Source organism: Rheinheimera sp. (assembly GCF_965283995.1).
In the GTDB taxonomy this organism is placed as follows: domain Bacteria; phylum Pseudomonadota; class Gammaproteobacteria; order Enterobacterales; family Alteromonadaceae; genus Pararheinheimera.
In genome coordinates, this window is the sequence record NZ_CBDIQG010000001.1 from 1650066 (window position 1) to 1666117 (window position 16052).

The following is a 16052-nucleotide window of genomic DNA, read 5'->3' on the forward strand; positions in this document are numbered from 1 at the left end:
GCGCATCGGCACCAACGACGCCTTGCGCTGGCGCTATCCGTGGCTCCAGTTGACAAAAAAGCGCCTGACCGGCGCTTTTTTTAACTTAAAGACTTCGGCTTTTGCCGGTGTTTGAGCGCCAGCTCCCGTTTGGTGTGCCAGCGCTCTGCCGACTTCACTAATTGGGTTTTACAGCTTTGTTGTTCAGTGACAAACACCGGCCGGGACACAATCAGGTTATTCGGGTACACCACACATTCACCTTCTTTGGTGCGCAGTGTGGTCGAAAACAAATTCACTTCTTCAATGGTCCCTTCGATCGCATTGCTGCCATCAACAATTTTGACGGTACGACCCTGCGCAAAACTGGATTGACCAAGCAAAATGAAAAACGCCGTAATATTACTCAGTAGACTCCAGGCGGCAAACAAAGCCACACCGACCACGGCGATCATCGACGAGGCCAGTACCAATAAGCCTTTGATATCAATGCCCCAGATGATACTGAGCACGACCACTAACAGCAGGAATAGCAGGATATGGAACACCACCATCGCGCGGCGGTTCATTTCCTCTTTCAGCATGGTCGCGGCAATAGTGCGGTAAATAAAAGGCGCGATACGCCGGCTTAACACGGCGTATAACAGCAAAACGATACCGGATATCACCAGCTGGGCGATCTCTGGTTTGTAATGCTCAGTCAGCGTTTTGAGCTCAGCGATCCAATTCAGATTGGCATCCATCACTTACAAAGACTCCTTGGTTGCGTCTGTTTTAATCCAAATCATTCAGTGGCCAGGTCACAATATGATCTTCAAAATCATCAATGCTGACTGCCCGCTCAGAAATCGTTTTATTGCGCACCGACATTTGTTTCTTGTGCATCAGGCTTTTTTTGCCACCATTAAGCAACGGGTGCCAGCTCGGTAAGCCCCGCCCTTCCTGCAGACGGCGATAGCTGCAGCTGGTTGGCATAAAGAAAATGTCTTTCAGGTTTTCCCGCGTCAGTTTGACGCAATCCGGTACCAGCACTGTGCGCAGCTCATAGCAGTCGCATTCGCATTTATTGCTGTTCAGATACTGACAGGCAATGTTGGTGAAATGTACGGTTTCGCCTTCGCGGATAAAATCAGTCGGGCCTTCGGCGTCTTCATCTTCATCATCGATAAATTTATTCAGACAACATTTGGCGCAGCCATCACAGACTGCTTCCCACTCTTCGTCGTTCATTTCCATCAGGGATTTCGTTTCCCAGAATTTTTCTGCAAGGCTCATACGCCACTCCGTACGGCCAGTGCCGGGGTGTGACTCACCTGACTCTGAACCGAAAAATGATTATCTAAAGTTAGCTGCAATTGATCGCCAGTGATCAAAGGCCCAACGCCCGCCGGGGTGCCAGTTAAAATGATGTCACCCGGCTGCAAGCTGAACCAATCAGACATTTCGCTGATCATCTGAGCAATGCCGCGGATCATCAGAGTGGCATCGCCAGTTTGGCGTCGCTCACCATTTACATCCAGGCTGAAGGTCAACGCCTGCGCGTCAGCTACGTGCGCCGCCGGCACAAAGCCCGCCACCGGACAGGCGCCATCAAAGCCTTTGGCAATATCCCAGGGCCGGCCGAGTTTTTTCAGCTCCGCCTGCACATCACGTAGGGTTAAATCCAGCGCCAGGCTATAACCCCAAATGGCATCCATCACTTGGTCCGGCTTCGCTGCGGTTAATGGTTGACCGATTAACACAGCAATTTCAGTTTCATTATGGACAGCGCCCCGGTCATGTGGGATGGCCAGCGGCGCGCTGAAATGTCGCAGTGCCGTCGCCGGCTTTAAGAAAAACAGCGCATCCGGCGCAGTTTTGCTGTTCATCTCGGTGATATGGTCCTGATAATTCTGACCAATACAAACGACTTTACCGACCGGCAGTGCGAGCGCGTTGCCTTGCAGATCAAGATGTTGATAGCACATACCGACTCCGTTACGGCGCTGGGGCCGCGGCTTTTTTTGCCGCAGGTTTAGCGACAATTTCATCGGCCAGATAACCGACACTGCTGACAAAATAATAAGACCGGTTCCAGTGCATCAGCACCTGATAGTTCGGATACGCCAGATAAGCCCGGCCATCTTTATCATCCGGCATCACCACCGCGGCTTTCATTGCAGAGGTCGGTAGTGGTGATCCATCGGCTAAACGCACTCCCAGTTTTTGCCATTGGCTCAGCGGCAGTTCGCGTTCACGCCACCACTGCAACCACTGCGCCCGATCTTTACTGCCTTTTGGGATCACGCGGGCATAATCAAAGTTTTTCGGCAGGCGCACCTGGCGCCCCCAACTCTGACCATTTTGCCAGCCTTCAGTTTTCAGATAACTGGCAATAGACGCAAAAGCATCCAGCCGGTTGGTCCAGATATCTTTGTGACCGTCACCGTCACCATCCTGCGCATATTTCATAAAGGCACTTGGCATAAACTGCGTATGTCCCATCGCGCCGGCCCAGGAGCCTTTCATACTGGCGAATGTGACATGACCATCACGCAGAATATCCAGCGCCAGGAAAAACTCCCGCCGGAACATCGCTTCACGCCGACCTTCATAAGCCATAGTAGCCAAAGCTGAGGGTACTGAATAATTGCCGGTAATGCGGCCAAACGCACTTTCCAGTCCCCACAAGGACACGATAAAACGCGCCGGTACGCCGTATTTTTCGCTGATCGGTGCCAGTTCAGCCTGATACTTCCGGTAGGCGTCGCGCGCCATTTTGATGCGCTGTGCATTGACGCGTTTGGGTAAATAAGTATCGAGGGTTTCAACAAATTCCGGTTGGCCTTTGTCAGCCTTGACGACGGTATGATGGAATTTTAGTGTCGGAAACACCTGATCTAACAACGTTTTTGGATAACCTGCAGCTTCAGCCTCCTGCCGCAGGCCTTTGACATAAACCGCAAATCCGGCGGCGTTTTTGTCCGCTTGCGGCGCTGCAGCAACTGCGGCTGGCTTTGCTGTTGCTGGCTGGGGTGTCGCCTTGGCGGCAACTGGCGACTGAGGTTTAGTGGCAGCAACACTGACCGGCGGGGTCTGACCGGCATGACTACAGGCAGCAACAGTCATCGCCAAAGCAGTCAGAAAAATTATTCTGTTCAACAACATATCCTTTTTAACACGCGGAGCAGCCGGTTAATTGGCCTGCCCGTCCAGCCAATTTTTGTGAGTTTTCAGCAAATCTTCCGGCGGTGGCGGTAATTGCAGGTAATAGCCTGTATCCGTCAGCATGTGCCGGACTTTTTCAAGATCGGCACCCGCCAGACTGGCGCGCGAGTTCAAATCCAGCACCGTCACCAGCTGCGGTTTACCAAACATTTCCAGCAACGCAGCCGGGACCTGACTGAAATCGTCCCGGCGCAGCACATAAAGGTAGGTCTCAGGTTTTTTCGGGCTCTTATAAATTGCGCTCAGCATGGCAGAAATTCTGTTCCGGGTAACTTGCCTAACAAGGGCGCAGACTATACCATGAAGCGCTAAATCTGCGAACCGATGCCCGGCGGGTAAAACCGGAAAAACGTCGCTCCGACGTTTGACGAAATTGGTGCAGACCACTTTTTTTAACCTTTTTTCACATGGTCGCTATGTCTGATCCAATCATCGAACTCAAAGGCAGTTTGTTTCCTTTATCTGTACTGTATTGTCAGGATTTTTCTGTCGCCGCTTTGCGTCAGGAACTCAGCAACAAACTGGCCCAGGCGCCCGGCTTTTTTACCCAGGCGCCGGTCGTGATCAGTGTTGAAAACTGTGACCAAATCCCGGATTTCAATGCCATTAAACAACTGTTCACTGAATTACAGTTGGTTTTAGTCGGCGTCTGTGGTGCCGATGCTGCATTAAAAAAAGCCGCCCATGCTGCAGGCTTAGCCGCATTACAACCGCCTAAAGCAGGGAAAATCGCAGAACCGGTCAAGGCAGCCCCTGCCGCGCCGGCGGCGCCAACCGTGATCACGACAGAGAACAAAACGATTGAGCAGAACATCCGCTCCGGTCAGCAGATTTATGTCAAAGGCGCTGATTTGATTATCCGTGGCACTGTAGGTGCCGGCGCTGAAGTGATTGCCGACGGCAATATTCATATTTATGGCGCACTGCGTGGTAAAGCCATTGCCGGTGCTGGCGGCGACGCCTCAAAAAAGATTTATTGTTACAATATGCAACCCGAGTTAATCTCGATTGCCGGTAACTATTGGTTAAGCGACAACCTGCAAGGCGAGTACTGGGGGAAACCAGTCTGTATTGGTTTGCAGGACGGACAGTTAATGTTGGCAGAATTATTCTAAGGACTTTGTGCTATGGCAAAAATTATAGTGGTGACATCAGGTAAAGGTGGTGTCGGCAAAACCACAACCAGCGCGGCAATTGGTACTGGCCTGGCCCTGAAAGGTCACAAAACTGTGATCGTTGATTTTGATATCGGTTTGCGTAACCTCGATTTGATCATGGGTTGTGAACGCCGTGTGGTGTACGACTTCGTTAATGTGATCAACGGCGAAGCCAATCTGAAACAAGCGATGATCAAAGACAAACGCCTGGACAATCTGTTTATTCTGCCGGCCTCGCAAACCCGTGACAAAGATGCGCTGCATAAAGAAGGTGTTGAGCGCGTCCTGAACGAGTTGTCTGACGAATTCGATTTTATTATTTGTGACTCGCCGGCCGGTATCGAATCGGGTGCTATGATGGCGCTGTATTTCGCCGATGAAGCCATCGTTGTCACCAATCCGGAAGTCTCTTCTGTACGCGATTCCGACCGGATCTTAGGTATGTTATCCAGCAAATCCCGCCGTGCCGAACAAGGCCTGCCGGGGATTAAAGAACACTTGCTGTTGACCCGCTACAACCCGGAGCGTGTACAAAAAGGCGAAATGCTCAGTGTCGATGATGTGAACGACATTCTGGCAATCAAACTGTTGGGCGTGATACCGGAATCACAGGCCGTGCTGAATGCGTCGAACTCGGGTCAGCCGGTTATTCTGGATGCTGACAGCGATGCGGGTCAGGCTTACCTCGATACGGTATCGCGTCTGGTCGGTGAAACTGTGCCGTTCCGGTTCCTGAACGTCGAGAAAAAAGGTCTGCTGAAACGGATCTTCGGAGGTTAATCATGTCATTACTCGATTATTTCCGTTCTTCGAAGAAAAACACCGCATCGACGGCCAAAGAACGGCTTCAGATCATCGTGGCGTACGAACGTCGCCGCCGCACCAGCCCGGATTATCTGCCGCAGCTGGAGCGCGACATTCTGGAAGTGATCCGCAAGTACGTCGATATTGCCGATGATCAGGTTTCTGTCACTTTAGAGAAAAGTTCGGACGAACTATCGGTGCTGGAACTGAACGTGACCTTCCCGGAAGACAAACGCGGTTAAGCAGGTCTTTGTCAGCAAAAGGGCAGCTTTGGCTGCCCTTTATATTTTTACGCGTTAACGCTCTGATCTTTATGGATTAAAATCATCCAGCAGAATCAAACCAGGCGCTGCACCAGCAATGCCGTCCCGTGCCACTGCGGTATAAATTTTATTGCCAGCCAGTTCCAGCTGCACTGGGCCTATCGCCGCAGTTTTACTGCCAGTCGGTGTGACAGTCACCACATAACTACCAGGCTTTAAACTGACATAACCAGTCTCCGCCATGAAAGGCACGTCTTTAAAAGCCGGTGTACTGCTGCTGATATCGCGGCTCGCGGTCACATAAATATCCACTTTGCCGGCCACTGTAGAAGCGTGGGCAATCCTGACTTGCGCTGCGGTCGCCACCCGACGTGGTGTATCGGCCAACACCCAAGGTTTAATGCTGTTTGCTGATAACGAACCGGTCGCCAGTACTGTTGCGAAATTACCGGCGGACAAATCCAGATCTGCGTTAATCACCACGACTGAATTGTCCGCGTTAGCCGCCACTTTGACGTTGTACTTGCCCGGTTTCAGCTGAGCGTAACCGGTAAAATCCGGAAACTTCAAGTTGCTGATCGCTTTGCTGTTATTCAGCAGTACATCCACTACAGGTGCATCAGCCACAGCATGCACTACCCGCACTGCTGTGGTGCTGTTGATGTCCTTTATATCGCCGGTGGCACCGGTAGGATCTACCGTCATTAAAGACACTGGCGACGGGCCGGCAAACCGGTTGTTGATTGCTGCAACCTGCAGATTGGCGCCGGCAGGAATAGCAACAGTGCCGGAATCAAACACGACGGTACCAGCAGCACCGGCCGGCGTGATGCGTATACGATAATCGCCAGCCGGCACTGAAACCGCGCCGGTGAATTGTTTAAATGGCAAAGTCGCCGTTACTGTGCTGCTACTCAATGCCGCTGTCGGCGCGGTCAAATGCACATCAACAGTTGGCGCGCCTGCCGCAGCATGCACAACCTGCAGCAGTGCATTGCCAGCGGTTGGCGCATTATCCGGCGCATTGACCAATAATGCACTGAGACTGCCATCCGCAACTTTGCCGACTGCGTATGCGGTATAAGTTTGGCCTGGCGTGAAGGTTAAAGATGGGGTTAACACAGCACTGGTGCTGTTATCCGGCAATATCGCACTGACTGCCAGCCCAAGACCGGTCGCCGGCACTTTGCTGGCGGCGCTGGCTTTACCAAACGCAATATTACTGGCATTAAACGCATCGCCTGAAGTGGCATTGACGTTAGGGGCGTCAGACGCCGCATGCACCAGTTTCAGGCTGACGGTCGGCGTCACGACCGGAGTCGCCTCATCGTTGTCGCTGCTACCACAGCCACTCAAAGTCAGCGCAGCGCCCAGGGCTAGCATGGTGAAAGAGTTTTTCCATTGCATCTTATTGTTCCTCTGTTGATCAAACCAGACTGCTTACGCAGGACCATCCGCTGAGAGATCAACCAATTGAATGCAATTAAATGAATGGTTTATGCGATAAAATCTGCTGATCTGGATAAAAAAACGCCGCGTATACGCGGCGATTTTTCGACCAGATCAAGTGTGGACTAAATCAACGCTTGTACCTGGGGTGGCACCGGCAAATACGGTAACAGGATGTCACGGCGCCAGCCGCCTAAAAACTCTGGCAACGGCAGTTGCTGCCGCTCTTCGTCAGTCACCCGCCAGCACCAGTTCAAGTATTCATTGAGCTGGCGTTTGACCGACAGAATTTCAGCCGGAATGCCCGCAGCAGTTGCCGCGGCTTTAATCGCGTCACTGAGTTGTTGCTGTACCTGCTTGTAGCCAGGGAAGCTGTCGAGATAATAAAATGTCTGTGGCAATTCAACAGGCGCCAGCGCTTTGGCTTCGCGGATAAATTGCAGCCAGAGCTGACCGTGCCGGCGCAGTTCCCTGCCCTGCATGCCCTCGACCTGACTCAACGCTTCCATCGTCTGTGGCTTACGTCGCGCCAGCTCGTACAGCAATGCATCTTTGATCACCAGCGACAACGCCAGATCTTTCTCTTCAGCGTACTGACTGCGCCAGGCGCAAAAGGTCCGCAGGATCGCCAGTTCGCGCGGAGCGAATTGCCAGCTGTTTTTCAGTTCCAGATATTTAAGCGCTGCCGGCATCTGGCGCTGGCGCCGTTCGATCAGTGAACGACCTTCCGCCAATAATATGTCGCGGGCGTGGTCACTGGGTATCGCTGCCAATAAGGCCGGCGTTAGCTGCAACAGGTAAACGACGTCGTTGGCAGCATACTGTAACTGCGTTTCGGCCAGCGGCCGCGCCAGCCAGTCGGTGCGGGATTCGGTTTTATCGACGATGACACCCAGCATCTGTTCCACCAGCCGGGCATACCCCATGCTGCCGCCCCAGCCGATGACTTCTGCCGCCAGCTGTGTATCCAGTAACGGCGTGATCTGCTCGATACCAACGGATGCCAGGGCCTCTAAGTCTTCAGTGCAGGAATGCACCAGTTTTAGTACCGCCGGATTAGCTAATAACTCAATCAGCGGTTGCCAGTCTGTGATGCACAGCGGATCAACCAGCACCACACTATCCCCATCATTCAGCTGCACTAAGCCGAGCTTGGGCAGTAATGTGTTCGTGCGGATAAACTCCGTGTCCAACGCCAGATAAGGCGCTTGCGCTGCTTTGGCACAATAAGTTGCGAGCGCAGCATCCGCAGTCAGCATCTGGTAATTCATCAGTTGATCCTTTTAGACAGCCGGTCAGCAATGGTCATTCGTTTGAGGCAACGCCGATAGCGCAGCGTCGACTGATACCGAATAAAAAAAACCGCCTGCCGGCGGTTTTTCATCACAAGGACTTAGCCTTTTAATTCCCGACGTAAAATTTTACCCACATTCGTTTTGGGTAACTCTGTGCGGAATTCTACCAGCTTCGGTACTTTATAACCTGTTAAACGTTCTTTGCAGTGGGCGATCAGTTCCTGATCGGTCAAACTTTGGTCTTTTTTCACGACAAAAATCTTCACTGCTTCACCAGTTGCTTCGTTCGGTACACCGACAGCGGCGACTTCCAGCACTTTGTCATTCATCGCGACGACTTCTTCAATTTCGTTCGGATAAACGTTGAAGCCCGAAACCAGAATCATGTCTTTTTTCCGGTCGACGATGTAGAAAAAGCCCTGCTCATCCATCCGCGCGATATCGCCGGTATATAACCAGCCATCTTTCATTACTTTGTCAGTTTCATCTGGCCGGTTCAGATAACCCCGCATCACTTGCGGTCCCTGTACCAGCATTTCACCAGATTCACCCGGTGCTACTTCCACGCCGTTATCGTCGATCAGTTTGATATGGGTGGAAGGCGCCGGTAAACCGATGCTGCCGTTAAAACCATCCAGATCAAACGGGCTGACGGTGACCAACGGCGCACATTCGGTCAGACCGTACCCTTCGACTAAACGGGTTTTCGTGACTTTCTGCCAGCGTTCCGCGACCGGTTTTTGCACCGCCATCCCACCGCCTAACGACAGCTTCAGCCGGCTGAAATCCAGTTCAGCAAAGCCCGGACAGTTCAGCAATCCGTTAAACAACGTGTTGACGCCGGTGATCGCTGTAAAGGGATATTTGCTCAGTTCTTTGACAAAATTGGGCATATCGCGTGGGTTGGTGATGAGCAGGTTGGTGCCACCATACTTCATAAAGGTCAGGCAGTTCGCGGTCAGTGCAAAGATGTGATACAGCGGTAACGCGGTCACGATAAACTCTTTACCCGGGCTCAGAATAGGCCCGATACAACCTGCGACCTGTTCCAGGTTGGCCACCATATTGCGATGTGTCAGCATGGCACCTTTCGACACACCTGTGGTACCACCGGTGTATTGCAAAAAGGCCAAATCCTCACCCACCACTTCGGGTTTATGGTAGACAAGCCCTTGTGCATCTTTCATCAGTTGTTTGTAGCAGATGGCGCCTGGTAACTGATAGGCCGGGATCATCTTCTTGATGTTCTTGACGACAAAATTGACGATCGAACCTTTTAACAGTCCGAGCATATCGCCCATTTTGGTCAGAATAATGTGGTCGAGCTTCACGTTGGCGCGGACTTCGGCCAGCGTATGCGCGAAATTTTCCACAATCAGAATCGCTTTTGCCTGCGAGTCATTCAGCTGATGCTGTAATTCACGCGGCGTATATAACGGATTGACGTTGACGACAGTGCAGCCGGCGCGCAGCACGCCCAATAAAGCCACCGGATACTGCAGCAGGTTTGGCATCATAATGGCGACAGCATCGCCTTTTTTCAGCCCGAGTTTTTGCAGGTACGCGGCAAAGGCCTGACTATGCTGGTCCAATTCACGGTACGTGATCGACTTGCCCATATTGATGTAAGCAATACGGTCAGCGTAAGTCGCAATGGATTGTTCAAAGATATCTACTAACGAACTGTAGTGATCGGCATTGATTTCTGCCGGTACGCCAGGCGGGTAACGCTTTAACCAGACTTTCTCCACCTTCGTCTCCTCGTCATTTTTTCTATTTGTTTTTATAGGTATGTTCACCGGCTTATGCAAATGATCAGCATTATATTTACGTCAGACAGTGACTTCTGAGTTTTTACTCTAATCCTCAATCATCCCACAATTTTTTCTGATATACAATTGGCCGATAATGGATGCTTTGTCGACAATCTGCTTAACCAATATATCTATTTATGTGTGCTTTTCCAGCAAAAACCGTCGGATCTCGCTGGCACAGACGCTGGCATGCGTCATATGCAAATGATGGCCGCCGGGACACTCAATCAGCTCAAGTTGCGGATAATCAGCCTGAAATTGCTGGATCGCCACACGGATCTCAGCCGGGCTTTGCGTCGACATTAGCGCAAGCACCGGGCATTTGAGACTACGGATCACGGCATGCGCCTGAGTCTCTGTTAAGCGAAATGCCGACACTTCACGTAGTTTTAAATCAGCCCGCCAGCTAAAACCTGTCGCAGTCGGCGCACAACCGCGCTCGGTCAGCAGCAACGCAGTTGCCAAATCAAAATCACTTTGCTGTTGTCGTGCGGCGGCAGCCAAGGCCAAAGACTGATATTGAGGTTTTTGCTTCTGATGGCTTTGCTCGCGCGAAATCACCGCTTTACGCAGTTGTGATGCAGTCATCTCCGCCGCTGTCGTAATGAGGCCAAGACTATCGATCAACACCAGCTTACTGACTAACTCCGGGAAACTGGCGGCCAGTATAGTCGCCACCATACCGCCCATCGAATGCCCGATTACGGTGAGCTGTTGCCACTGTTGCTGCCGGCATAAAGTAGCAATATCAGCGACATAATCGAGCAGATAATAATGAGCATCCGCGCTGCGGTGATGACTGTGACCGTGTCCAGCCAGATCCAGCGCCAACAACGGCAATTCCGGCATGCTGTGCGCAAGCGGCAAAAACGAATTGGCGTTATCGAGCCAACCATGCAAACAGAGCACTGGCTGCGTCAGTGGCGCAGCACCGGCATACCAGCCCGCCAGTTGCAGACCGGACGGTAATGAATAAGCAACTGGCGGAAACAAACAATCCGCCTTATTGCACAGTCGGCAGTGGTTTGATAAAGCGCAGCGTCATCCGATCGCTCTCGCCGATGGCAAGATAACGGGCTCTATTTATTTCTCCCATCGCCAGGGTCGGTGGCAACGCATACACACCTTTCGGGTAATCTTTGGTATCCAGTGGATTGGCATTGATCTCGGAGCGTTCAACCAGCACAAAACCGGCTTGTTGTGCGACCGAAATCACATAGTATTCATCCAGATAACCTTCGCCGGCGCGGCTGGAGATCTCAGACAACCGGCTCGATCTATGTTCGACCAGCCCCAAAGTTCCACCCGGTTTTAATACATCAAAAAAGGCCCGATAAACATCCAGCAGGTAACCGGCTTCATTCCAGATATGTGAATTGCGAAAGCTCAGTACCTTGTCATAATAATTAACCGGTCCAAGCTGCATCATCGCCGGCGGATCAAACTCCAGATCCTTTACCGCACCAAAATGCTGTGGATTTTTGCGGATATCAGCGTCCAGTCGCGCAGACAATTTAGCCCAGAAAATTTTTCTTTCGTCTTCCAGTGAACCGTCATTGTGACGAAAATTGGCAATGGTCAGCTCACCCTGATCTTTCAGGTAAGGCGCCAGAATTTCGGTGTACCAGCCACGTGCCGGCCACACTTCCAACACTTTTTGTGTCGGCTGTAAGCCAAAAAAGCCTAATGTTTCACCGGGATGCCGGTATTGATCCCGCGCTTTGTTTTCACTGCTGCGCTGTGGCGAATCAAGCCACTGTTGCAAGCCTTCCGGTACAGCCGCTTCGACAACAGAGACTGTACAGCACAAAACGAACACAGCCGAACTAACGCTGTTGCGAACCTTGGTCTTGATGTTGAACATGAGCCGGGCCTTGTGTCGGTGTTTCACCTGTTGGAATTGTTGTTCTGATCCGAATGCCGGAGCCATAGCCCCAGTACGGATAGGGTCCGCGCCACAGCGGCCAGGGTTCAACGTCCACCCGGGTCGTTTCCTGCTGTTTTGGCCACAAATATACCGCTGATGCTTCAATCACCGGGTAACTGTATTGATACTGATCGACCTTGCCTGCCTCAAACGGCGCCAATTGCCCGAGCACGGTCACCTGTTTGCCACTCTGGTACACCACCGGATCGAGGAAGCCTTTGGCATAAGCGACAAAACGGCCTTCGGTATTCTTCTCCACTAAAGGCCGGCCATGCGCGCCACTTGGGAAGTAAACGATTTCCAGCCTGGTGTTCTGGCTGTTGTTTTGCACTTTGGCAATGACACCACTCCAACGGGCTGGCCCTTGGGTCAAACCGGCTTTTATCGTGGCGGGAAAACTGACCAGAGCCGCCTCATCGGCAACCCGGACTTGTTCGGGATAACTGGCACAACCAGCTAACACTAATACTGAACTGAAGAGGATCGGGATAAATTTCATACGACGTCAGATCCTTGTTTACCGCTGTAGCATGCCACAGCATTTTGATACTAACACCCAGCCAACACCGGGCGCTTTGCTGCCGGGTTCCGCGAACTGGACCATTTACAGAAACCGGCAGAAGTTCGACCCAGCCACTGCGCCTAAAGTTGCAGCAGCGCTGAAAATTTTGTTATAGCACAATAAGTCAGACACTTGCGTCACGCAAGAGCGGCCGCAAAGTTCTTCTGGTCATGTTTTTGTCACCTGCCGCATGCAGACTTTCGTTGATCGCAGTTGTTGTCGAATCAACACGCAAAGCCCTACAATGGCGCTGTTTCCACCAATATCAAAGTTATCCAACCCAACCCCTGGCGAACCATCATGAATAAACTTTCTCTGGCTGTATTGGCCGCTCTGCTGCCTGCCTCTGCGATGGCAGCACCAAAAAACATCATTTATATGATCGGTGACGGCATGGGGCCAGCTTATTTGTCTGCGTACCGTTATTACATGGATGACCCGGCAACCAAAGCGGTCGAAGCGACTATTTTTGATGAACTGTGGGTCGGTGTCGCCACCACATACCCGGATGATGACACCATAGTGACCGATTCTGCTGCCGGCGCGACCGCCCTGTCGACCCGGTTTAAAAGTTACAACGGGGCTATTGCCGTTGACCATGATCACCATAAACTGACCACGATGCTGGAGATCGCCAAGCACCAGGGTAAAGCCACCGGTATTGTTGCCACCGCGCAAATCAACCACGCGACACCGGCCGCTTTTGTCGCACACAACAAAACCCGCAAAGCCTATGATGAAATTGCCAATGACTATTTTGATAACAAAGTCGATGGCAAATTTGTCGCAGATCTGATGTTTGGCGGTGGCACCAGCTACTTCGAGCGTAAAGACCGTCATCTGGCCAATCAGTTTAAACAAGCCGGCTATCAGTATGCCAACAGCTGGCAGGACTTCAGTAAAATCAAAACGTTACCTGCACTGGCCTTATTAGCTCCGGTTGGTTTCCCCAGTACTTTAGACAACCCGGTGCAACAGCCGCTGGTACAGATGACCGAAAAAGCACTGACCTTGCTGAGCGGTGCAGAAAAAGGCTTTGTTGTGATGATTGAAGGCAGCCAGATTGACTGGTGTGGCCATGCCAACGATGTGGCTTGTGCCATGGCAGAAATGCATGATTTCGGCAACGCCATCAAAGCGGCCAAAGCTTTTGTTGATGCCAATCCGGACACTTTACTGGTGATCACCGCCGACCACGAAACCGGTGGACTGTCACTGGGTGCGAACGGCATTTATGCCTGGAACCGCGATGTGATCAAAGCGGTGAAACAAACCGGTCCGGTATTGGCAAAATCATTAGTGAAAGCCAAAGCGGCCGAACAGAAACAGGTCTGGCTGGCGCAAACTGGTCTGAAGTTAGCCGACAGCGAATGGCAGGCACTGAGCCAACAAATCAATCAGCTGGCGCCGGTTTATGCGGCCAAAGACTGGCGCAAAGAAGCCGACGTGCTGGAAGCTGAAGCTGATTTACTGGAACCTTTGGCCAAACAGGCGAAAAAACTGATCGACAAATATTCCAATACCGGCTGGACCAGCGGCGCCCACACCGCGATTGATGTGCCGGTGCTGGCCTATGGCAAAGACGCGCAGCAATTTGCCGGTTTCCAGGACAACACAGCGATTGCCAGCAAGCTGCTGAATTTTATTGAGAAGAAATAACAGTAGCGGATAGTTTTTGCGCAAAACGGCAGCTTCAGCTGCCGTTTTTATTTTGCCCCAGTAACGCCAGCCTTAATTTTGGCGCTGTTGTGTTCGCGCCGAGCCAAATATCGAGAAACTCAGCGCCAAAAGCCGGATCTGCCACCACGCCCAAAGACTGACCATTAAAACTGAATTCAACCAGGCCATCGGCGCGGTATAAACAGGCCAGCCGGTCACCTTTTTTCACATCACGCCACAGCAAGGTCAATTGTTTAGCCCAGTCCTGATGCCGTGATTCTAAGGCGCCTTGCTGCGCTTTCCACTGGTCCAGTGTTGCTTCGACAAAATCCGCTTTGCTGATATCACGTTGATAAGTCAGTTCCAGCAGTACCGGCTTGTTCTGCTGGTAGTTGCTGAATTGTCCATCCGCTGTCGCTAAACGCGCCTCATACAGATCCCAGAACAAATAGCTAAACTGGCCCTGCCCGACAGTCTGTAGCGGCGTCTCGGTGGCCTGAGCAGGGATTAAAGTGAACAAAGCGCTGCCAAATAGCAGGCCGCGCACCAAGCGATTAACTAACATGATTCCGGCTCCTGTTCAGATGATATTGCTGCCACCACGCTTCCGTCTGGCGTGACCACAACAGCAAGGCGGCCCAGGCTGGCGCCATTACCAGCCAGAATTCAGCACCGTCCATGATTTGCAGGCTGCTGCTAAGCTGCGCACCGCCCCAATACGCAAGAGGTCCGCCAACCAATCCAAATAGTGCAACTAAAAGCGGACTTGGCAACCAGCGCGAAAACAGCATCAGCCAAAACAGACTGAACCAGCCCCATAGCAATACCAGCCAGTAAGGCAGCAAGGTCGTATCAAATTGGAACAAGCCGCTGAGCGTTAACAACAGGTCCAGCAAAAGCCCGGAGGCCCACAATGTCAGTAATGCCTGTCGCTGCGGAAGCTTCAGTTGCCAGATAAACCACAGCAATAACGACGCAATAATGGCGGCGCTGTAAAGTGGCTGTAACACCAGGCCTAACCACCCCGCTTTAAAAATCAATAACTGACGCCAGCCTGGCTCGGCGAAACTCAACCACTGTTGGCTAAATGTGTTCATTGCGACGCTCCGCGGGCTGCTTGCCGGGCCATCCGCGCAGCCAGTTTCTGCCGAAGGCCATAGGGCAAAAGATTGAGAAACTTCAGGCTCAGGGTCAGTCGCAGCGGAAACTGCAGACGTAACTTACCAAGCGCCAACGCCCGGTAAATCCGGCTGGCAGCGTCGGTACTACTGAGTAAAAACGGCATCGGGAAATCATTTTTTTGCGTCAGGGGTGTGTCAACAAAACCCGGTTCAATCAGGCTCACCTGGACCGGGGTATCTGCTAAATCAACCCGCAGACTATCGGTAAAATAGCTGATGGCCGCTTTGCTGGCGCCATAGGCTTCAGCCCGGCCAAACGGAAACAGATGCGCCAGGCTGCTGACAATGGCAAGTCTTGGCATGGTGCTTACCTGTAACAGCGGTAACCAGGCTTTAGTACAGGCGACTACGGCCTGTACGTTGAGACAGAAAGTACGCTCAAATGCGCCGAGGTCTAAATTCTCCGCCTCGACATATTCACAGGTACCAGCATTCAGAATGACCTGATCCAGCCGGCCATATCGCGCGGACAGTTCTGCGGTAGCGGCCGCTAGCTGTGCGCTGTCGGTCAGATCAACCGGCAAAATATCAATACCAGCATGCTCTCTGCGCAGCTGTTCCAGCAGTCCCTGACTACGGGCCAACGCCACTACTTGCCAGCCGCTGCGGGCAAATTGCAGCGCAATAGCACGACCAAGGCCTGAACTGGCGCCGGTCACTAAACAAACAGACTGAGTCTGCATAACAAATCCTTTCCGTAATGCTTTGGATCAGTTACGGCGGTTCGACACAGATGGATTGATGCCGGCATGAAA

General features: G+C 52.0%; 18 protein-coding genes. 4 read left to right on the plus strand and 14 right to left on the minus strand.

Annotated elements, in window-relative coordinates:
• Positions 1-80 precede the first annotated feature (80 nt).
• From ACQ66Q_RS07540 to ACQ66Q_RS07560, 5 genes are read right to left on the minus strand one after another with little or no spacing between them, the layout of a single operon-like run.
• Positions 81-722 (minus strand): mechanosensitive ion channel domain-containing protein, encoded by a 642-nt coding sequence (locus ACQ66Q_RS07540; RefSeq protein ID WP_430458542.1) that lies wholly within the window; start codon positions 720-722, stop codon positions 81-83.
• A 31-nt stretch (positions 723-753) separates the two neighbouring features.
• Positions 754-1254, minus strand: a complete 501-nt coding sequence (locus tag ACQ66Q_RS07545) for a YcgN family cysteine cluster protein (RefSeq protein ID WP_430456230.1) — start codon at positions 1252-1254, stop codon at positions 754-756.
• Positions 1251-1946 (minus strand): fumarylacetoacetate hydrolase family protein, encoded by a 696-nt coding sequence (locus tag ACQ66Q_RS07550; protein WP_430456231.1) that lies wholly within the window; start codon positions 1944-1946, stop codon positions 1251-1253. Before ACQ66Q_RS07550 ends, ACQ66Q_RS07545 begins: the two co-directional genes overlap by 4 nt.
• A gap of 10 nt (positions 1947-1956) precedes the next feature.
• Positions 1957-3120 carry a lytic murein transglycosylase gene (locus ACQ66Q_RS07555; RefSeq protein WP_430456232.1) on the minus strand — a complete coding sequence of 388 codons (1164 nt, stop codon included), beginning with the start codon at positions 3118-3120 and terminating at the stop codon, positions 1957-1959.
• 33 nt (positions 3121-3153) lie between these two features.
• Positions 3154-3435 carry a YcgL domain-containing protein gene (locus ACQ66Q_RS07560; protein ID WP_430456233.1) on the minus strand — a complete coding sequence of 94 codons (282 nt, stop codon included), beginning with the start codon at positions 3433-3435 and terminating at the stop codon, positions 3154-3156.
• A gap of 167 nt (positions 3436-3602) precedes the next feature.
• Between ACQ66Q_RS07560 and minC the strand changes: the two genes are divergently transcribed.
• Genes minC through minE form a run of 3 tightly spaced genes read left to right on the plus strand, consistent with a single transcriptional unit; the run spans position 3603 to position 5389 of the window.
• Positions 3603-4301: a septum site-determining protein MinC gene (minC, locus tag ACQ66Q_RS07565; protein ID WP_430456234.1), complete on the plus strand. Its 699-nt coding sequence runs from the start codon at positions 3603-3605 to the stop codon at positions 4299-4301.
• 12 nt (positions 4302-4313) lie between these two features.
• Positions 4314-5123, plus strand: coding sequence for a septum site-determining protein MinD (gene minD, locus ACQ66Q_RS07570; RefSeq protein ID WP_208932199.1), 810 nt, complete (start codon positions 4314-4316; stop codon positions 5121-5123).
• 2 nt (positions 5124-5125) lie between these two features.
• On the plus strand, positions 5126-5389 hold the full coding sequence (gene minE / locus ACQ66Q_RS07575) for a cell division topological specificity factor MinE (RefSeq protein ID WP_430456235.1): 264 nt from the start codon (positions 5126-5128) through the stop codon (positions 5387-5389).
• 69 nt (positions 5390-5458) lie between these two features.
• On the opposite strand, the gene ACQ66Q_RS07580 is transcribed toward minE, so the two are convergent.
• The 6 genes from ACQ66Q_RS07580 to ACQ66Q_RS07605 all read right to left on the minus strand — a co-directional run bounded on the left by ACQ66Q_RS07580 (position 5459) and on the right by ACQ66Q_RS07605 (position 12394).
• On the minus strand, positions 5459-6817 hold the full coding sequence (locus ACQ66Q_RS07580; protein ID WP_430456236.1) for a DUF4397 domain-containing protein: 1359 nt from the start codon (positions 6815-6817) through the stop codon (positions 5459-5461).
• Positions 6818-6984: 167 nt separating this feature from the next.
• On the minus strand, positions 6985-8130 hold the full coding sequence (gene rnd, locus ACQ66Q_RS07585) for a ribonuclease D (RefSeq protein ID WP_430456237.1): 1146 nt from the start codon (positions 8128-8130) through the stop codon (positions 6985-6987).
• Positions 8131-8252: 122 nt separating this feature from the next.
• A complete protein-coding gene (gene fadD / locus ACQ66Q_RS07590) occupies positions 8253-9905 on the minus strand; it encodes a long-chain-fatty-acid--CoA ligase FadD (RefSeq protein WP_430456238.1) in 1653 nt (550 codons plus the stop codon).
• A 198-nt stretch (positions 9906-10103) separates the two neighbouring features.
• Positions 10104-10961, minus strand: coding sequence for an alpha/beta fold hydrolase (locus ACQ66Q_RS07595; protein WP_430456239.1), 858 nt, complete (start codon positions 10959-10961; stop codon positions 10104-10106).
• A 10-nt stretch (positions 10962-10971) separates the two neighbouring features.
• Positions 10972-11733 carry a class I SAM-dependent methyltransferase gene (locus tag ACQ66Q_RS07600; protein ID WP_430456240.1) on the minus strand — a complete coding sequence of 254 codons (762 nt, stop codon included), beginning with the start codon at positions 11731-11733 and terminating at the stop codon, positions 10972-10974.
• A gap of 61 nt (positions 11734-11794) precedes the next feature.
• The gene (locus tag ACQ66Q_RS07605; protein ID WP_430456241.1) at positions 11795-12394 is read right to left on the minus strand and encodes a Slp family lipoprotein; all 600 of its coding nucleotides are present in this window, start codon (positions 12392-12394) and stop codon (positions 11795-11797) included.
• Between the two features lie 363 nt (positions 12395-12757).
• On the opposite strand from ACQ66Q_RS07605, the gene ACQ66Q_RS07610 reads away from it, so the two are divergent.
• Complete coding sequence (locus tag ACQ66Q_RS07610; protein ID WP_430456242.1) at positions 12758-14116, plus strand: alkaline phosphatase; 1359 nt, start codon at positions 12758-12760, stop codon at positions 14114-14116.
• 34 nt (positions 14117-14150) lie between these two features.
• Here the strand turns inward: ACQ66Q_RS07610 and ACQ66Q_RS07615 are convergent, their stop codons facing one another.
• The 3 genes from ACQ66Q_RS07615 to ACQ66Q_RS07625 are packed head-to-tail and all read right to left on the minus strand — an operon-like array spanning position 14151 to position 15980.
• A complete protein-coding gene (locus tag ACQ66Q_RS07615; RefSeq protein ID WP_430456243.1) occupies positions 14151-14681 on the minus strand; it encodes a chalcone isomerase family protein in 531 nt (176 codons plus the stop codon).
• A complete protein-coding gene (locus tag ACQ66Q_RS07620) occupies positions 14671-15213 on the minus strand; it encodes a DUF2878 family protein (protein WP_430456244.1) in 543 nt (180 codons plus the stop codon). The genes ACQ66Q_RS07615 and ACQ66Q_RS07620 overlap by 11 nt, the downstream gene beginning before the upstream one ends.
• Positions 15210-15980, minus strand: a complete 771-nt coding sequence (locus ACQ66Q_RS07625) for an SDR family NAD(P)-dependent oxidoreductase (RefSeq protein WP_430456245.1) — start codon at positions 15978-15980, stop codon at positions 15210-15212. Before ACQ66Q_RS07625 ends, ACQ66Q_RS07620 begins: the two co-directional genes overlap by 4 nt.
• Positions 15981-16052: the final 72 nt, after the last annotated feature.

Excerpts from the sequence above, each read along its gene's own strand:
- ACQ66Q_RS07550 (WP_430456231.1), bottom strand. The coding sequence starts at position 1,946 with ATGTGCTATCAACATCTTGATCTGCAAGGCAACGCGCTCGCACTGCCG.
- minC (WP_430456234.1), top strand. The coding sequence starts at position 3,603 with ATGTCTGATCCAATCATCGAACTCAAAGGCAGTTTGTTTCCTTTATCT.
- ACQ66Q_RS07580 (WP_430456236.1), bottom strand. The coding sequence starts at position 6,817 with ATGCAATGGAAAAACTCTTTCACCATGCTAGCCCTGGGCGCTGCGCTG.
- ACQ66Q_RS07545 (WP_430456230.1), bottom strand. The coding sequence starts at position 1,254 with ATGAGCCTTGCAGAAAAATTCTGGGAAACGAAATCCCTGATGGAAATG.
- minD (WP_208932199.1), top strand. The coding sequence starts at position 4,314 with ATGGCAAAAATTATAGTGGTGACATCAGGTAAAGGTGGTGTCGGCAAA.
- ACQ66Q_RS07605 (WP_430456241.1), bottom strand. The coding sequence starts at position 12,394 with ATGAAATTTATCCCGATCCTCTTCAGTTCAGTATTAGTGTTAGCTGGT.
- ACQ66Q_RS07540 (WP_430458542.1), bottom strand. The coding sequence starts at position 722 with ATGGATGCCAATCTGAATTGGATCGCTGAGCTCAAAACGCTGACTGAG.
- ACQ66Q_RS07610 (WP_430456242.1), top strand. The coding sequence starts at position 12,758 with ATGAATAAACTTTCTCTGGCTGTATTGGCCGCTCTGCTGCCTGCCTCT.
- ACQ66Q_RS07620 (WP_430456244.1), bottom strand. The coding sequence starts at position 15,213 with ATGAACACATTTAGCCAACAGTGGTTGAGTTTCGCCGAGCCAGGCTGG.
- minE (WP_430456235.1), top strand. The coding sequence starts at position 5,126 with ATGTCATTACTCGATTATTTCCGTTCTTCGAAGAAAAACACCGCATCG.
- ACQ66Q_RS07560 (WP_430456233.1), bottom strand. The coding sequence starts at position 3,435 with ATGCTGAGCGCAATTTATAAGAGCCCGAAAAAACCTGAGACCTACCTT.
- ACQ66Q_RS07615 (WP_430456243.1), bottom strand. The coding sequence starts at position 14,681 with ATGTTAGTTAATCGCTTGGTGCGCGGCCTGCTATTTGGCAGCGCTTTG.
- ACQ66Q_RS07625 (WP_430456245.1), bottom strand. The coding sequence starts at position 15,980 with ATGCAGACTCAGTCTGTTTGTTTAGTGACCGGCGCCAGTTCAGGCCTT.
- rnd (WP_430456237.1), bottom strand. The coding sequence starts at position 8,130 with ATGAATTACCAGATGCTGACTGCGGATGCTGCGCTCGCAACTTATTGT.